This window comes from Paraburkholderia ginsengisoli NBRC 100965, from assembly GCF_000739735.1.
In the GTDB taxonomy this organism is placed as follows: domain Bacteria; phylum Pseudomonadota; class Gammaproteobacteria; order Burkholderiales; family Burkholderiaceae; genus Paraburkholderia; species Paraburkholderia ginsengisoli.
Map to the genome: position 1 here is coordinate 89332 of NZ_BBJF01000017.1, position 16313 is coordinate 105644.

At 65.3% G+C, this 16313-nt stretch carries 17 protein-coding genes; 13 read left to right on the plus strand and 4 right to left on the minus strand.

Features of this window, described 5'->3' with window-relative positions:
- Positions 1–837 precede the first annotated feature (837 nt).
- From BGI01S_RS22130 to BGI01S_RS22150, 5 genes are all read left to right on the plus strand, one after another.
- Entirely contained in the window at positions 838–1320 is a 483-nt protein-coding gene (locus BGI01S_RS22130) for a FecR family protein (protein WP_042328290.1), read from the plus strand.
- Positions 1321–1382: 62 nt separating this feature from the next.
- A complete protein-coding gene (locus BGI01S_RS22135) occupies positions 1383–1949 on the plus strand; it encodes an OmpA family protein (RefSeq protein WP_042328178.1) in 567 nt (188 codons plus the stop codon).
- 38 nt (positions 1950–1987) lie between these two features.
- Positions 1988–3478 carry a CHASE2 domain-containing protein gene (locus tag BGI01S_RS22140; RefSeq protein WP_042328291.1) on the plus strand — a complete coding sequence of 497 codons (1491 nt, stop codon included), beginning with the start codon at positions 1988–1990 and terminating at the stop codon, positions 3476–3478.
- Positions 3479–3793: 315 nt separating this feature from the next.
- Positions 3794–4516: a cytochrome c oxidase assembly protein gene (locus BGI01S_RS22145; protein ID WP_174447430.1), complete on the plus strand. Its 723-nt coding sequence runs from the start codon at positions 3794–3796 to the stop codon at positions 4514–4516.
- Positions 4513–5025: a CopD family protein gene (locus BGI01S_RS22150; RefSeq protein ID WP_042328179.1), complete on the plus strand. Its 513-nt coding sequence runs from the start codon at positions 4513–4515 to the stop codon at positions 5023–5025. The genes BGI01S_RS22145 and BGI01S_RS22150 overlap by 4 nt, the downstream gene beginning before the upstream one ends.
- On the opposite strand, the gene BGI01S_RS22155 is transcribed toward BGI01S_RS22150, so the two are convergent.
- Complete coding sequence (locus tag BGI01S_RS22155; RefSeq protein WP_042328180.1) at positions 4989–5501, minus strand: DUF2231 domain-containing protein; 513 nt, start codon at positions 5499–5501, stop codon at positions 4989–4991. The genes BGI01S_RS22150 and BGI01S_RS22155 overlap by 37 nt on opposite strands.
- A 51-nt stretch (positions 5502–5552) precedes the next feature.
- Between BGI01S_RS22155 and coxB the strand changes: the two genes are divergently transcribed.
- The 4 genes from coxB to BGI01S_RS22175 all read left to right on the plus strand — a co-directional run bounded on the left by coxB (position 5553) and on the right by BGI01S_RS22175 (position 10556).
- A complete protein-coding gene (coxB, locus tag BGI01S_RS22160) occupies positions 5553–6251 on the plus strand; it encodes a cytochrome c oxidase subunit II (protein ID WP_232624448.1) in 699 nt (232 codons plus the stop codon).
- Positions 6248–8785: a cytochrome c oxidase subunit I gene (ctaD, locus tag BGI01S_RS22165; protein WP_042328182.1), complete on the plus strand. Its 2538-nt coding sequence runs from the start codon at positions 6248–6250 to the stop codon at positions 8783–8785. Before coxB ends, ctaD begins: the two co-directional genes overlap by 4 nt.
- Positions 8782–9120 (plus strand): hypothetical protein, encoded by a 339-nt coding sequence (locus BGI01S_RS22170; RefSeq protein ID WP_042328183.1) that lies wholly within the window; start codon positions 8782–8784, stop codon positions 9118–9120. Before ctaD ends, BGI01S_RS22170 begins: the two co-directional genes overlap by 4 nt.
- A 110-nt stretch (positions 9121–9230) precedes the next feature.
- On the plus strand, positions 9231–10556 hold the full coding sequence (locus tag BGI01S_RS22175) for a ferredoxin reductase family protein (protein ID WP_052400510.1): 1326 nt from the start codon (positions 9231–9233) through the stop codon (positions 10554–10556).
- A 255-nt stretch (positions 10557–10811) separates the two neighbouring features.
- Here the strand turns inward: BGI01S_RS22175 and BGI01S_RS22180 are convergent, their stop codons facing one another.
- Positions 10812–11579 (minus strand): carbonic anhydrase family protein, encoded by a 768-nt coding sequence (locus tag BGI01S_RS22180; RefSeq protein ID WP_255219764.1) that lies wholly within the window; start codon positions 11577–11579, stop codon positions 10812–10814.
- A 239-nt stretch (positions 11580–11818) separates the two neighbouring features.
- Here BGI01S_RS22180 and BGI01S_RS22185 point away from each other — a divergent pair, with 239 nt between their 5' ends.
- From BGI01S_RS22185 to BGI01S_RS22200, 4 genes are all read left to right on the plus strand, one after another.
- The gene (locus tag BGI01S_RS22185; RefSeq protein WP_042328185.1) at positions 11819–12565 is read left to right on the plus strand and encodes a GntR family transcriptional regulator; all 747 of its coding nucleotides are present in this window, start codon (positions 11819–11821) and stop codon (positions 12563–12565) included.
- 17 nt (positions 12566–12582) lie between these two features.
- Positions 12583–13455 (plus strand): sulfite exporter TauE/SafE family protein, encoded by an 873-nt coding sequence (locus BGI01S_RS22190; RefSeq protein ID WP_042328296.1) that lies wholly within the window; start codon positions 12583–12585, stop codon positions 13453–13455.
- Positions 13452–13802 (plus strand): DUF1634 domain-containing protein, encoded by a 351-nt coding sequence (locus BGI01S_RS22195; RefSeq protein WP_052400511.1) that lies wholly within the window; start codon positions 13452–13454, stop codon positions 13800–13802. The genes BGI01S_RS22190 and BGI01S_RS22195 overlap by 4 nt, the downstream gene beginning before the upstream one ends.
- Positions 13803–13906: 104 nt before the next feature.
- Positions 13907–14173 carry a hypothetical protein gene (locus tag BGI01S_RS22200; RefSeq protein WP_042328186.1) on the plus strand — a complete coding sequence of 89 codons (267 nt, stop codon included), beginning with the start codon at positions 13907–13909 and terminating at the stop codon, positions 14171–14173.
- 70 nt (positions 14174–14243) lie between these two features.
- Here BGI01S_RS22200 and BGI01S_RS22205 read toward each other — a convergent pair whose 3' ends face one another.
- Complete coding sequence (locus BGI01S_RS22205) at positions 14244–15593, minus strand: ATP-binding protein (RefSeq protein WP_042328187.1); 1350 nt, start codon at positions 15591–15593, stop codon at positions 14244–14246.
- The gene (locus BGI01S_RS22210; RefSeq protein WP_042328188.1) at positions 15593–16303 is read right to left on the minus strand and encodes a response regulator; all 711 of its coding nucleotides are present in this window, start codon (positions 16301–16303) and stop codon (positions 15593–15595) included. Before BGI01S_RS22210 ends, BGI01S_RS22205 begins: the two co-directional genes overlap by 1 nt.
- Positions 16304–16313 lie beyond the last annotated feature (10 nt).

Here is a 16313-nt window from a genome sequence, read left to right on the forward strand (position 1 = left end):
CGACCCAGCGACCCAGCGACCCAGCCGCGCAGCTGCGCTCAAAGCGCATTGTCACTCGCCATCGAAGCGATGCGAGCCGACACCCGGCGCGCGCTATCGGCCGACGTTCGTCCTGGCGGTGGCCCGGTTGCGTTGCCGCTCCCTGTACCGCCGGGCGCGTACCACACTGACGACAACTAGCACGATCGCCAGCAAGGCCAATTCGATAAACGCGGGGATCTGAATCGGGTCGTGGAACATGAGGGCCTCCGCCACAAGGTCCGGCTATCTTACGCCCGGTGGGGCGGTAGCGTAATGAGGTTGGTTTGTTCGGCTTCGGATGTGTGCGGCGTTGATTTGAGATTGAACCGGGCGCGTCGAGGGGATGATGGCTTATTGTTGAGCTACCAGGTTGCGCGTGATTTCAGGTGTTTTACCTGTTTCTTCCGGGCGAGGCACCGCCGCGACACCGCTCGCCATCAGCAGTGGGCGGCCATCGGCAGTGGTCGGTCGCATGGCCTGAACTGTCAGCCGGGGAAACTGTCGACGACATCGCGCCAGACCGCCCGTTCGGCGGGTGTTAGCCTGGCAGGCGCGCCCGAACCTCGCCCCGCGGCCCCCATCCCTCACCCATATGCGCGCCACCGCACAGAGCCGCGCGCAACACCCGCCCTACGCTGCTGGATACCGCAGAAACGCCTCCCCGGCCCCTCCTGGACCCGCCTTTCTGCCGTCCTTCGCCACTCCCAGCTCCACGAGCAGTCGGGCCATAACCGGCCGCCACACCACGTCGACATCGGCAGGCCGCGCTGCCCCGTGGACCTTAGCGTTTCCGCCAGCAGCCAGCAGGTGCCGCCGATGCCTCTCCGATCCATCGCCTATGCGTTGATTCTTGCCTGCGGATGCGGATGCGTGAGCGTCACCGGCGCGCTTGCCGGCGAGCCCGCCGATGCCGCCGGCGTCGTCAAGACCGTCAAAGGCACGGTGCGGATCGAGCACGCGGGCGCGAGCTCGGGCGCGTCGATCGGCAGCGACGTGTACAGCAGCGACCGCATCGTGACCGGGCCGGAGTCGTCGGTCGGCGTCACGCTGCGCGACGCGACTTTGCTGTCGGCGGGCGCCAACACCACGCTCGAGCTCAACCAGTTCGCGTTCAACAGCACGACCCACGACGGCGTGCTGAACGCGAGCGTCAAACGCGGCTCGCTCGCGGTGATCTCCGGCAAGCTGGCCAAGGCGAATCCGGATGCCGTGCGCTTCAGCACGCCGACCACCACGCTCGGTGTGCGCGGCACCGAGTTCATCATCGAAGTCGGCGACCAGGGGGAGAACTCCCGTTGAAGGCGATCCTCCGCCATCCCCGGCCAGCGGCCTCGACAGCGGCAGCCGTCATCACATTCGTCATGCTGGCCTTGCTCGCCGGATGCAGCACGCCGCCCGATCGCATCGTTCTACTGCCGGATCCCGAAGGCAAAGTCGGCGCGGTGATCGTCCATAGCGCGAACTCGGAGCAGACCATCGACAAGGCCTACGCCGGCGTCGACGTGACAAAGAACGGCGCGATCGAAAAGACCATGGACAGCCAGTCCGCCGTGCAAGCCCGTTATGGCGAATTGCTCGCCGCCCGGCCGCCTCGTCCGATGACTTTCACCCTTTTCTTCCTGTTCGACTCGGCCACCGAACTCGCGCCCGAATCGCCGGCCACGGTCAGGAAGATAAAGGCCGTCCTCGCGAACTGGCCCGCGCCGCAGGTCGTCGTGATCGGTCACACGGATCTGGCCGGCTCGCAACAATTCAACGACCGGCTGTCGCTGCGGCGCGCCGAGAGCGCGGCTGCGTTTCTGGTCAAGGAAGGCATCCCCGTCGACAAAATCGAAACAGCGGGCCGGGGCAAACGCGAGCCGCTGGTGCCCACGCAGGACGGCGTGCCCAATCGCATGAACCGGCGAGTCGTCATCACCATTCAATGACTCGCACCGGCCGTCGGCGCTGAATGGCCCGCGCTTCGATGAAACGCTATTACGACCTCTGGCTCGCCCGCATCAAGCCGCTGCTGAAGACGGCCCAGGGGCGGCCGGTGGCACTCGCGGTGCTGTTCGCGCTGAGCCTGCTGAACCTGTCGAGCGAATGGCCGAGCAACCTCGCGCGCCCCGCCTTCGTGACCACGCTCGACGACACCCTGCCCGACTCGTTCAAATCCGCGCGGCAACTGCTGTTCGATCAATATCAGCGCCACCACCCGCGCGTACCGACCGCGCAGCCGGTGACGATCGTCGAGATCGACGAGGAGACGCTCGCGAGCGTCGGTCAATGGCCTTGGCCGCGCAACCGGCTCGCGGCGCTAATCGACGCGATCGCCGCAAGCAAACCGCTGGCGATCGGACTCGATCTCTACATGCCGGAGCCGGATCAAACGTCGCCCGACAAGGTCGCGGACAATCTGCCGGAGACGGCAAGCACCGCGGCGCTCGCCGCCGGGTTGCGCGCGCTGCCGAGTCACGACGCGATTCTCGCCGGCTCGCTGCGCGCGGCGCCGACCATCCTCGGCGCGGCCGCGCTCGATCACGCCGCCTTCGCCACCAGCATCATGCTGCGCAGCGCGCCGATCCTCGTGCATGGCGCGGACCCGCTGCCGCGCGTGCTGCGCTACGACTACGTGCTCGCCAGCCTGCCGCAACTGCAAGCGGCGGCGCACGGCCAGGCGATGCTGAGCGTCGCGCTCGAACAGGGCGTGGTCCGGCATATTCCGCTCATCATGGGTCTGCGCGACGAGTTGGTGCCAAGCCTGCCGATGGAGATGCTGCGCGTCGCCACCGGTTCGGCGGCACTGGAGGTGCTGACGGACGCGGCGGGCGTGCAAGCCGTCGGCGTCGCGGACGTGCAGGTGCCCACGCAACCCGGCGGCGACATCTGGCTGCATTTCGCGTCGATCCGCTCCACACTGGGCCGCTATGTGTCCGCACGCGACGTGCTGCAAGGCAAGGTCGATCCGGACCGCTTCCACGACAAGCTGGTGCTGGTCGGACTGACCGGCGCCGGCGTCACCGACATGCGCACCACCCCTTTGGGAGAACTGGTGCCGGGCATCGAGATTCAGGCGCAGGTGATCGAGACGATCGTCGAGGGACGTTTCCTGCGCCGGCCGACCTGGCTCAAGTGGGTCGAAAGCGCTTTCATCATGGGCGTCGGCCTGCTGATCATCTGGTATGTGCCGCGCCGGCAATCGCGGCTCGCAGTGCTGATCCGCGCGGTCCCGAAGGGCGCGACGGTGATCGGTCTGTTGCTGCACCTGCTGAATCTGCTGTGCTGCTTCTATATCTTCGTGCGCTTCGGACTACTGGTCGATGCGGCCGCGATCTTCATCATTCTGTCGGCGGTGATGGGCTGCTTCCTGTCCCCCGCGTTGCTCCACCAGCAGGAACAGAACCGTCTGGAAGCCGTCCGCGCGCAAGCCCGGCAAGCCGATCAGGACAGTACCGGCAAAGCGCCGGAAGCCTGAATCGCGCGTCCTTTGAAAGCTCGTTGTCAACCGGGCGACTCGCCTATTCCCGACTAGCTGTCCCTAAAGCGCGTTAATTGCGCTACAGTAGATTGGCGGTCAATTGGATCGCGAGCCGTTTCGATAATTTTCCAGGTTCTTCCAACGCGTTCGATACAACGTCGAGGTGACGGAAATGACAGATGCGGAAAGTGTCCCGGTGAGCGCGCATTCAGACGCTCACGTGTCCCACAAGACCAACGGGCGCGAGTCACGAAAAAGAAAACAGGCCGCGTGTAGCGCGATTGAAGCCGGACCATCGGAACACATCGCGCGATGCCCTATCTGATCGCGTACTGCGGGCCGGCCGCGATCCCCGCCGATCTATGGCTGCGCTGGAACACCGACCCGCTGCTGCTCGCCGCGCTTGCCGCGCTCGCGTTTGTCATCGCGAGCGGCCGCAGCGCCGATGCGCGCGCGGGCTGGACCGCGCTGGCGCTGATGGCCGTCGTGTTCGTCTCTCCGTTGTGCGCGTTGTCGTCGGCCCTGTTCTCGGCGCGCGTCACGCATCACATCATTCTCATCGCGGCTGTCGCGCCGCTGCTCGCGCGCGCCTTTCCGCTGCCGCGCCTCGGTCATGCGCCGCTCGTTCCCGTGGTTGCCGCGCACGCGGTCGTCGTGTGGCTCTGGCATGCGCCGGGTCCGTACACGTGGGGACTCGCCACGGTGCCCGCTTACTGGTTGATGCAGACGACGCTGCTCGGCAGCGCATGGCTGATGTGGCGCGGCGTCTTCGCGCCTGCGGTGCCCACCGCCGCCGCCCTGATGGCGCTCGTCGCGACGATCGGGCAAATGGGTCTGCTCGGCGCGTTGATCGTGTTCGCTCCCGCGCCGCTGTACGTCGTGCATTTCGCCAGCACCGCCGCGTGGCGGCTCACGCCGCTCGCCGATCAGCAACTGGCCGGACTGCTGATGTGGGTGCTCGCGATGATCCCTTATCTCGCGGTGGGACTGTGGCTCGCGTGGTCGAGCCTGCGCGTCAGAGAGCCCGCCCTGTGACGACCCTGCTGAAGTTCATCCATCTCGGCGCGATCGCCATCTGGTCAGGTGGACTGATCGTCTTGCCGTTTCTGTTCCGGCAGCGCCTCGGGTTGACGCCCGGCGCCGACCTCGACCGCCTGCATCGCATCACGCGGCTGGTTTATGTGGAACTGACTTCTCCCGCTGCCTTCGTCGCGATTGCGAGCGGCACCGCGCTGATTTTTTTGCAAGCGACCTTCGTCGAATGGTTCTCGCTGAAGATGGTATTGGTCGGCATCATGGCGATGCTGCACGTGGTGGCCGGCCTCGTGATGCTGCATCTGTTCCTGCCCGACGGACACTTCGGGCGGCTGTCTTCGATCGCGCTGACGAGCGCGTATGTACTGGTGATCGTCGCGATCATCTGGATCGTGCTGGCCAAGCCGCATCTCGACTCAACCCTGTTCGCCCCGCATCTGTTCGAGCCGGGTGGACTCGCCCGCTGGCTGCATCAGTCCTTCGGCGACACCAGAATGCCGACGCCATGATCGAACACGAGCTTGCCTCCATGCCAGCCGGCGAAGCCCGTCATCACCGACGCGAGCGCCGACAAGGCGAGCCCGTGCGGCAGGATCTGTTCGGGATAGTAGAGGCGCACGCCCCAGTTGGCGCCCGCGATCGCGACCAGTGTCATCGCGGCCACCGCGTGGGACCAGCTCGCTTCCCTGAGGCGGATGCCTGGCACGAGCACAATCTCGGCGGTGCCGACGAGGCTTGCGCCCACGCCGCTCCAGAAAGCGAAGCCGGCGGACCACAGACCCGCCCTCACCCAGAACGGATCGCCCGACCACCAGTAGAGAACGTCGATGCCCAGCGTCGCGACGACGAACGCGATCGGAAAGTGCACCATCATCACGTGAATCGGATGACCGACGAAGGCGACGGCCGAACCCGCATCGAGCCGCAACAGTTCCAGCAGCACCTCGCTCTTGCCTTTGAATCCGGCTTCGCCTTTCTTTGCCATGGTCGCTGTTCCTCGCGTCGAATGCGTGATCGTGCGAATCATCATAGTCGCTTGCGTGGACCGGTCCAAGCTGCATTGACGGCGGGCCTCGGCGCGGCGCTGAGCGGCTGCGCCGGTCCGCTGTCGACGCTCGCGCCGTCCGGTCCCGCGGCGGCGTCGATCGCCGGTCTATGGTGGACGATGCTGGCCGGCTCAGCCGTGCTGTTCGTATTGGTGCTCGTGCTATTCGCGCTGGTGACGCGTCGGCCGGGCTGGGGTTCGCGCGTGTCGCCCGCGCGCTGGATCGTACTGGGCGGCCTCGTGCTGCCCGCCGTCGTTCTGATCCCGCTGATCTGCTATGCGCTACTTGCCGGCGAACGGCTGCTGCCGCTGCCGGGCCACGCGCCCACGCGAGTCGACGCAATCGGAAAGCAATGGAACTGGACCTTCCGCTATCCGGACCAGGGCGGCCTCGAAACGCATGACGTGCTGCACCTGCCGGCGGGCACGCCGGTCGACATCGTCGTCACCAGCGAGGACGTCGTGCATTCGTTCTGGATTCCGCGCTTCGCCGGCAAGATCGACGCGATACCGGGGCACGCCACGCGTCTGCGCGTCCAGGCCGATCAGCCCGGTCGATACGAAGGCCAATGCAACCAGTTCTGCGGACTGGGACATGCGGGGATGCACTTCACGGTGATCGTCGATCGTCCGGAAGACTATGCCGCCGCCGTCAAGCAGGCGGCCGCCACCGGGGAGGTGAAGAAATGAGTGTGCCCGTCGAGCCGCCGTCAGAGGGCGTGAGCGCGTTGCGGCTGCACCGTCAGCTTGCCGCGATCTGGGCCACCGGACCCGGCGTGCAGCGGCTCGCCGCCGTGAACCACACGGTCCTCGGCATGCGCATGATGATCACGTCGTTCATGTTCTTCGCGATCGCGGGCGTGCTCGGCATGCTCACGCGCGTGCAACTCGCGACGCCGCACGCAGCCTTCATGGACGCCGAGACCTACAACCAGGTCTTCACGATGCACGGCTCGATGATGCTCTTCCTGTTCGCCATTCCGATGGTGGAGAGCTTCGCGGTCTACCTCACGCCGAAGATCCTCGGCACGCGCGACTTCGCGTTTCCGCGCCTCACCGCATACGGCTACTGGTGCTATCTGCTGGGCGGCACGATCCTCACCGTCTCGCTGATCCTGCGCGCCGCGCCCGACGGCGGCTGGTTCATGTACACGCCGCTCAGCTCGAACGTCTACACGCCGGGCATCAACGCCGACGTGTGGCTGCTCGGCATCACCTTCGTCGAAATCTCGGCGCTGTCGCTCGCGATGGAGATCGTCGTGTCGATCCTGAAGATGCGCGCGCCGGGCATGTCGCTCGATCGCATGCCGATCTTCGCGTGGTACATCCTCGTCACCGCGATGATGATGATCGTCGCGTTTCCGCCGCTGATACTCGGCTCGATCCTGCTCGAAGTGGAGCGCGCGTTCGGCCTGCCCTTCTTCGACCCGCGACGCGGCGGCGATCCGCTGCTGTGGCAGCACCTGTTCTGGCTGTTCGGCCACCCGGACGTGTACATCATCTTCCTGCCGATGGCCGGGGTGCTCTCGACCATCATCCCCGTGTTCGCGCGGCGGCCGCTGGTCGGCTACCGCGCGATCGTGGTCGCGATCATCGCGCTTGCGTTCCTGAGCTTCGGCATCTGGGTCCACCACATGTTCACGGTGGGCATTCCGCATCTCGCGCTCGCGTTCTTCTCGGCCGGCTCGGCGATCGTCGCGGTGCCGACGGCGATCCAGTTCTTCGCGTGGCTCGCGACGCTCTCGCACGGACGCCCGCGCTGGGACGTGCCGATGCTGTACGTGTTCGGCTTCTTCTTCGTGTTCACGGCGGGCGGTCTCACCGGCGTGATGCTCGCGATGGTCCCGTTCGACTGGCAGGCGCACGACACCTACTTCGTCGTCGCGCACATGCACTACGTGGTGGCCGGCGCGCTCGCGTTCCCGATGCTGGCCGCGTTCTACTACTGGCTGCCGTTGCTGACCGGGCGCAGCGCCGTGCATAAGTTGTCGCTGCCGGCGTTCTGGCTGGTGTTCATCGGCTTCAACATGACGTTCTTCATGATGCATCTGACCGGCCTGCTCGGCATGCCGCGACGCATCTTTACCTATCGCGGCGACGAGGGCTGGAACTGGCTGAATCTGCTGTCGTCGGTCGGCAGCTTCGTGATGACGATCGGGTTCGCGCTGGTGGCGATCGACATCATCGTGCAAGTGCGTTTCGGGCGGCGCGTGCGGCGCAATCCGTGGGACTCGACCACGCTCGAATGGGCAATGCCGATTCCGCCCGCGCCGTATGCGTTCGCGTCGATCCCGCGCGTGGGCGCCGAAACGGACGGCGTCGCGCCAGGCAAGCTTGCGGCACTGCTCGCGCGCGGCGACGGCTATCTCGGCTTCACGCGTAACGGCTGGCAGGAAACGCTCGGCGTGCATATGACTTCGGGCGAGCCCGAGCAGCTGATCGTGCTGCCGAACGCGACCTATCTGCCGCTCGTCACCGCGCTCGTGACCTGCGCGGCGGTGCTCGCGATGCTGTTCAAGTTCTATCTGCTGTCGCTCGCTTTTGCGTTCGTGACCTTCGGGCTGTTCATCTACGCCGGTCAAAGCGCCGGTCATGCGCGCGACTACGGCCCGCTGCCGGTGGGCCGCGGCGTCAGCGTGCCGCCGCATACCGAAGTGGCCGGCGCGCCCGCGTGGCTCGCGCTGATCTGCACGCTGGTGGCCAACGGCACACTGTTCACGTCGCTGGTGTTCGGCACGTTCTATCTATGGATCGCCGCGCCGAACTGGCCGGCGGCGGTGACGCCCGAACCGAGCCGCCTGCTCGCGCTCGTCACCGTCGTGGCGCTGGCCGTGGCGGCGGTTGCCGCGCGCGGTTCGTTGCGCGCCGCCGCCTCGAACCGTGGCGTGCATGGCTGGATCGGCATCGCGGTACTCGCGCTGGTCGCCGCGATCGGCGCCGACGTCGCGCTGATCGGCGGGGTCATGCCGCATCCGCGTGAGCACGCGCTCGGCGCAACGGCCGCGGCGTTGCTCACGTACGTCGGCATTCATGCTGGCATCGGGCTGCTGTTCCTGATCAGCAATGTGCTGCGCGTCGGGGCCGGCTTCATTTCCCCGCGACGACTCACGGATCTGCGTCTCACGCGCTTATGGGTCGATTACACGCTGGCGACGGGCATCATCGCGCTGGGCCTCGTGCTCGCGTTGCCGGGACTCGTCGCGATGCTCGGAGCACGGCCATGAACGGGCGGCCGCTCGCACCACGGCGGTTGTGGTGGCTCGCCGTGGGCTTCACGATCTGGTGCGTCGCGCTGGTGATTCTGTACGCGCTGCACGCAATCGGCTGCGCGTTCGGGTGGCCGACCGGTCCACTGCGCGTGAGCCTTGCGATCATTTTGCTGCTGCATCTGGTCGCGATTGGCTGGCTGTGGCGCTATCGTGCCGCCGCGATTCGCGATCCCGGTCCGGAACGCATCAGCACGTTCATGCATACCGTGGTCATCTGGACTCTGATCGCGGCGCTGGTGGCTACGGTGATTACGTTTGGGCCCGCACTTCTGCTGACTACCTGCATATGAAAGCGGCCAGCCGCGACGCTCGACGCTGCGGGTGACGCAAGTGCTGCTGCGCGCGTGATGCGTGGGCGCTTTGGTTGACATGCCTGAATGCTCGAACAGAGAGGGATTTCATGCAGAGTCGCGATCTCCTGCGCAAGGCCGTCTGGTCCGCCATCTATCTGCTGTTCATTCTCGCGCCGCTGTTCGCGCTGCTCGCGGGCAATCTGCCGCCCGCGCGCAATTTCGCCACCGAGTTCTCGGTCGCGCTCGGCTATTCCGGCCTCGCGATGATGGGCCTGCAATTCGGTCTCACCGCGCGCTTCCGGCACGTGACCGAACCGTGGGGCGAAGACGTCATCTATCACTTTCATCGACGCATCTCGCTGCTGGCGGTCGGGCTCGTCGTCGCGCATCCGCTGATACTGATCGCGATCCGCTCGCCGTCGCTCGCGCTGCCCGATTCGGTGTGGGACATTCCGTGGGGCGCACGCTTCGCGGTACTGTCGATCGGCTCGCTGATTCTTCTCGTGATCATGGCGCTGTGGCGCAAGCAGCTGAGGCTGCGCTACGAACTCTGGCATCTGTCGCATATCGTGCTCGCGTTGCTCGCGATCGCCGCCGGCATGCTGCATATGGTCGGCTGGGGCTTTTATCTGGTCGATCCGCTCAAGCGCGCGTTGTGGATCGGCATGACGATCTTCTGGATCGGCCTGCTGCTTTATGTGCGACTGTTCAAGCCCCTGTTCATGCTGCGGCGTCCTTATCGCGTCGCCGAGGTACGCGCCGAGCGCGGCGACACCACGACGCTCGTGATGCAGCCCGACGGGCATGCGGGTTTTCGTTTCAAGCCGGGGCAGTTCGGCTGGCTGACGTTATGGGCGAGTCCGTTTCGCATCACCGGGCATCCGTTTTCGTTTTCGTCGAGCGCGGAAGCGGCGGACGGCCGCGTTGAAATGACGATCCGCGATCTCGGCGATTTCACGAGTGCCGTGAAGACGGTGTCGGTCGGGCAGCGGGTTTATCTCGACGGACCGTATGGCGCTTTCACGATTGGGCATCCGACCGACATGCACGTGCTGATCGCAGGCGGCATCGGTATCACGCCGATGATGAGCATGATCCGTACGTTAGCCGATCGCGGAGATCGGCGGCCGCTTGTTCTTTTGTATGGCAGCAAGACATGGGAGTCGCTGACCTTTCGTGAAGAGTTGGAGACTTTGAAAACGCGGCTCGATCTCAAAGTCGTTTATGTGCTTTCCGAGCCGCCCGATGGGTGGAGCGGAGAACGTGGACGTATTAATGCCGAAGTGTTCAGGCGGCATTTGCCGCCTGAGTATGCGGAGCACGAGTACTTTATTTGCGGCCCGGATGTGATGATGGATGCGATTGAGACCGCGCTCGGCGAGATGAAAGTGCCGCTTGCCCGGTATCACTCGGAGCGGTATAGCTTTGTTTAGTTTTGAAGAGCTTCCAGTCCTGGAGAGTTGCGATGCGCCGACTTTTAGCTGATCGTTTGGCTGTTGTTACCGGGGTCGTTGTGGTGGTGCTGGCGGCGGTATTTGCAGCGGTGCGGATGGGCGCGCTGCATTAGGTGGCGGCGCTTACGTGGGTTGAGGTAAGCGAATCGGCAGCACACCTCCCGTGACCGACAATGGATCGCCGGCCATGCATCCGCTCTCAGAGCTTTCGATGCAACCCGCCCAGAAACTGCATCAGGATAAAAATTCGACTTTGCCGTTGCTCAGGTGATACATCGCGCCCACCATCTTTATCTTTCCATCCTTTTCCATTGAAGCAAGGATGTCGCTGCGCTTGCGCAAGTCGTCGATCGTGTTCTGGACATTGACTCTTGCTACCTTGTCCGCGAATTCGATGTTGCTGCCAGTGCGTTTGCCTTCATATTGCGTGGCATCGACGGCGGGCTTTATCTTCGCAAGCAAGCCGGTCAGATTGCCGAGTTGCACGTTGTCGATAGCGCCTTTGATCGCGCCGCAATCCGTGTGTCCCATGACTAACACGACTTTCGCGCCGGCTGCGGCGCAAGCGAATTCGAGGCTTCCGGCGAGATCTTCATTCGCGACGTTGCCCGCTATACGTGCATTGAAGGTATCGCCGATACCGGAATCGAGAATGAGTTCGGCGGGAGCGCGGGAGTCGATGCAACTGAGAATGACAGCGGCGGGGAACTGGCCAGCGGCACTTGCCCGCTTCTGGGCGAGATAGTCGTGCTGGTGCGCGTTTCCTGAACGAAAACGCTCATTGCCTTTCTTCATGCTTTCGATGATCTGGTCAGGCGTGAGACTGTCACGCTCTTTTCGTGTGAGCGCCGCAGCCAGAGAGACCGGAGACACCGAGAGCCCAACGGTGCCGACCGCTCCGGCAAGTGCGATGCCGATGCCTGATTTCAGTGCTGTACGTCGGCCTTTTTCCACGGAATGAAGGGAATCCGTGCAGGTGCAGCGACGAGAATCGCGATCCACGATTGGTTCTCCGCAGGCTGAAGGCTCAAGTGTTCAGTCTAGGTTGTTTTTCGTACGATTCACAAATTTTCTACGAGCCGCCGAGTCAGGCCGGGTGAGCGAATCTTCTCGCGTGATCGACGACAATCGCCCGGCCAACCCGGAATGCATCTCCTGCAATGCGGCGACCGTAAAGCCGGCATGACCGCTGACGGCCCGACAGCTTGACGCCAAGACATCATGACGTCATGATGTCCACTATGCCCGCAGATCTACCCACCCAGCTCCCGCTCTACGCGCAAGTCGAAGCGACGCTCGCCGCCCGCATTGCCGATGGCACCTACCCGCCGGGCGCGCAATTGCCCCCGGAAGCGAGCCTGCTGGCGAGTTTCGGCATCAGCCGCACCACGCTGCAAAAGACGGTGCAGAACCTGATTGCACGCGGGCTGATCGAAATCCGCCGCGGCAAAGGCACGTTCGTCACGCAACCGCGTTTGACCCAGCCGCTCACCGAACTCAGCGGCTTCGTCGAAGACATGCAGACGCACGGCCGCAAACCGAGCGCGCGCGTGCTTGCGAAGCGAATCGAACGCGCAGGCGACACCGTCGCCGCGAAGCTCGCGCTGAAGCCGGGCGCACAGGTCGTACACATCCAGCGCGTGCGCATCGCCGACGGCACCCCGCTCTCGTTCGACGAAACCTGGTTGCCGAAAGACATCGGCGAGAAGATCATCAAAAACGATCTGGAGGCGGAGCCGATCTTCGCGCTGCTCGAAGAAAAATACGGACTGCCACTGATCGAAGCCGAATACCGGCTAGAAGCGGTCGCCGCCAGCAAGGCCGTCGCCCGCGCGCTCGAAATCGCGCCGGGCAGTCCGATCTTTCTGATCGAGCGCACGTCGTATTGCGAAGGCAATCGGCCGGTCGATTATGAAAAGCTGTACTACCGCGGCGATCAGATCCAGTTCGTCACGCGCCTCGCACGGCGCAAACCGGGCGGCGCATGAACGGCGCGGCGGCGGTCATGGATCTGCATTACACGCTGTGGCTCTTCGCGGTGTCGCTGGGCGCGAGCGCGTTGGGCGGCATGCTCGGCATGGCGAGCGGCATCTTCATCGTGCCGATCCTGACGATGTTCGGCCACCTCGACATCCATGTCGCGATCGGCGCGAGCATCGTGTCGGTGATCGCCTGTTCGTGCGGCGGCGCCGCGCCTTTCCTGCGCGGCCGGCTGACCAACGTCCGGCTCGCCGTGCTGCTGGAAACGGCGACCACGTTCGGCGCATTGTCCGGCGTGCTGCTGAGCGGCTTCGTACCGGTGCCCCTGCTCTATTTCATCTTCGCCGTGGTCCTGGTTCTGTCGGCGCAGCAAATGCTCGCGCGCCGCGCCGATCCGGCGCTCGCGGCGTCCAGCGTCGGCGATGCGCACGCCCGTTCATGGGGCGCGTCGCTGCAACTCGATTCGAGCTATCCGGACCGGGCGCTGGGCCGCGACGTCGCGTACCGCGTGCAGCGCCTCCCGCTCGGCCTCTCGTTGATGGTCGGCGCCGGTCTGATCTCGGCGCTGCTCGGCATTGGCAGCGGCGTGCTGAAGATCCCCGCGATGGACACCGCACTGCGCCTGCCGATCAAGGTCTCGTCGGCCACGTCCAACTTCATGATCGGCGTCACGGCGACGGCCAGCGCGGGCGCCTACTTTCTGCGCGGCGAAATCGTGCCGGCGATCGCGGGTCCTGTGGCGTTGGGTTCGGTCGCCGGCGCGGTGCTCGGCGCGCGGGTGCTGATGCGCGTGTCGAACGATAAGCTGCGCGTGCTGTTCGTCGCGATGCTCGCGGTGCTGGCCGTGCAGATGCTGCTCGAAGCGTTCGGTGTCCACCTGTTCGGCGCGTCCACATGAACGACGTGAACCCAGCTAACCCTACTCACGACGTTGCGAGAACCGCCGCGCGGCTCGAACACTGGCTCGCGGCCCTGCTGCACTACGGGACGTGGATCGCCACCGGCACGATCGCAACCGGCCTGGCCCTCGCGTTGCTCGCGCTGCGCACGCACGGCGGCGCGCATCCGGCCACGGCCGGCATGCCGATCATGACCGTCGGCATCGCGCTTTTCATCCTGCTGCCGATAATGCGGCTTATATTGATGTTAGGGGTGTTCCTGCATCAACGCGACTACCGGTTCGGCGCGATTGCCGCGCTCGTGCTGGCGATCGTCGCCGTGGGATTGCTGGTCGGCGCGGCCTGATTCGCGTGCTGGCACAGGCGGCGGGTATGATGCCGGATGCGCTTTCACCGGAGCGGCGCACAGCATCGCTCCTTACCACGCACTTCCTGGTCACGAGAATCATCATGCCTGCCCAACACGACGAAACCCCCACCGCCAGCACCACGCCGGGCAAGGCCAAACGCAAGCCGATGTCGATTACCGTGCGCAATCTGCTGATGATCGCCGTGGGCGTCGCGGTGTTCGCGATCGTGGCCACGGTGGTGCTCTACAGCACGTTCATGTACGGCGACCCGATTCCGAACTTCGGCATCATCCTGATGTTGACGGTACCGGTGATCGCGGGCGTCGCGTTTCGCGTCGGACTGGATGCGTGGATCGATCGCGGGTGAGCGGCCGCGCAAGGCCCGCACGTGCGGCGACGCCAACACTCAGTGAGCGCGTAGCACACACCCGCCGGCGTCAGACCAACGCCACGGGCAACACCACCCACACTTCGAGCCCACCCCCATCGCGCGGATGAAACTGCAGGCTGCCGCCATGGAGCCGCGCGATCCGCTCGACGATCGACAAACCGAGCCCCGTGCCGCCGCTATGCGCGCGAGCATTGCGGCCGCGCTGAAACGGCGCCTTCAGCGCCTCCAGTTCCTGGGCCGACAACCCCTTGCCCCGATCGCCGACCGCGACCGTCACCGTGTCGCCGCTGGCCCACGTCCGCACGGCGAGGCCGCTGCCGCCGTACACGATCGCGTTCTGCATCAGGTTCATCAGCAGCCGCATCATGCTGATCGGCCGGTACGCGAGCGTCGGCAACGTCGCGAGCGACAACTCGAACTCGTGCCCGAGTCCCGCGAAATCGCCGGCAAGCCGCTCGATCAGCGCATTCAGATCACCGGGTTGCGGCGCCTCGCGCTCGCCGCTGCCCGCGTAATCCATGAACTGCTGCAGGATCGTTTCGATCTGGTCCAGATACGACTCGGCGGCGACCACGAAACTGCTATCGCTGCCGTGCGGCATCGCCATCGCCATCGACAGGCGCAGCTTCGTGAGCGGCGTGCGGATATCGTGCGAGATGCCGGCCAGCATCAACGCGCGCGTCGCTTCGGCTTCGTGCAACGCGTGCGTCATCTGATTGAACGCGCCGCTCACCGCGGCGATTTCGGTCGGGCCGTCGGTCGGCAATGGCGCGGGGGTTTCGCCGGCGCTCACGCGGCGCGCGGCGCGCGTCAATTCCTGAAGCGGTTCGTTCAGGTGCAACTGGATCGCGTAGCCGGCCAGCGCGGCCAGCACGCCCAGACCGAGCGACAACAGAATGGCCGCTTCGAGTCCGTTGCCCTGCGCGTCCTCGGGAATCGGCAACGCAATCCAGTACGGCGCGTGCGGCGCGTCGGCCGGCGCGTGCATGCGAATCCACAAGCGCTGGCCGCCTTCGGTCTGCCAGCGCGCCGGCATGTCGGCGGGCAGATGCGCGCGCAGACTGTCGAGAAACACGTTGCGCTGATAGGTCCGATACGCGTGCACCAGACTGCGCTTCGGCGTTTCGGCGCTTTCGGGCGGCAGTTGCGCGCGCGCATCGAGCCGCGCGGTCAGCGCGCTGCGCGTGGCAGGCGGCGTGGCTGCGAGCAGGTTGTCGAGCGTGCTCACGTAGGTGGCGAACACGGCCGCCGCGCGCTCCACGCGAGGCCGCTGCACGTAGTGCAGCAACACGCCGAGCGCGCACGCCTGGCTCAGCATCACGAGCACGATCAGGAGCGCGATGTTGCGCGCGAGCAGCGTGCGCGGCAGCATCTTTTGCAGCAGCGAGCGCGCCATCACTCGACGTCCGCGGCCAGCATGTAACCGATGCCCCACACGGTCTTGATGAAGCGCGGCTTCGACGGATCGTCCTCGACGATCTGCCGCAGACGCAACACCTGCACGTCGATGCTGCGATCGAGCGCATCGTGATCGCGGCCCCGCGCGCGCGCCAACAGGTTGTCGCGGCTCACGGGCCGGTTCGGCGACGACGCCAGCGCGACCAGCAACAGCATCTGCGCCGAGTGAATGTCCAACGGCGTACCCGCGCGCGACAGTTCCTGCTTGCCGACATCGAGCGAGAAGTCGCCAAACCGCACGCTTTGCGACGTCACGGTGACCTCGCCCGACGCGATCTTCTGGCGGCGCAGCAGCGCGTTGATCCGCGCGACCAGTTCGCGCGGCAGGAACGGTTTGGCGAGGTAATCGTCGGCGCCGGTTTCGAGGCCCAGCACGCGGTCGAGCGGATCGCCCTTCGCGGTCAGCATCAGGATTGGCAAGGTCTGGCCCTGCTCGCGCAAACGCGCGCAGATCTGCAGGCCGTCCTCTTCGCCGATCATCAGATCGAGCACCAGCAGATCGAACGGCTCGCGCTCCAGGTAGCGGTCCAGACGCTTGCTGTCCTCGGCGACGCGCACGTCGAAGCCGTGTCCTCGCAAGAACCGCTGCAGCATGTTGCGCAGTTCGACTTCGTCGTCGAGCACGATGATTTTGGCGGGGCGATCCATGCGAAAGCTC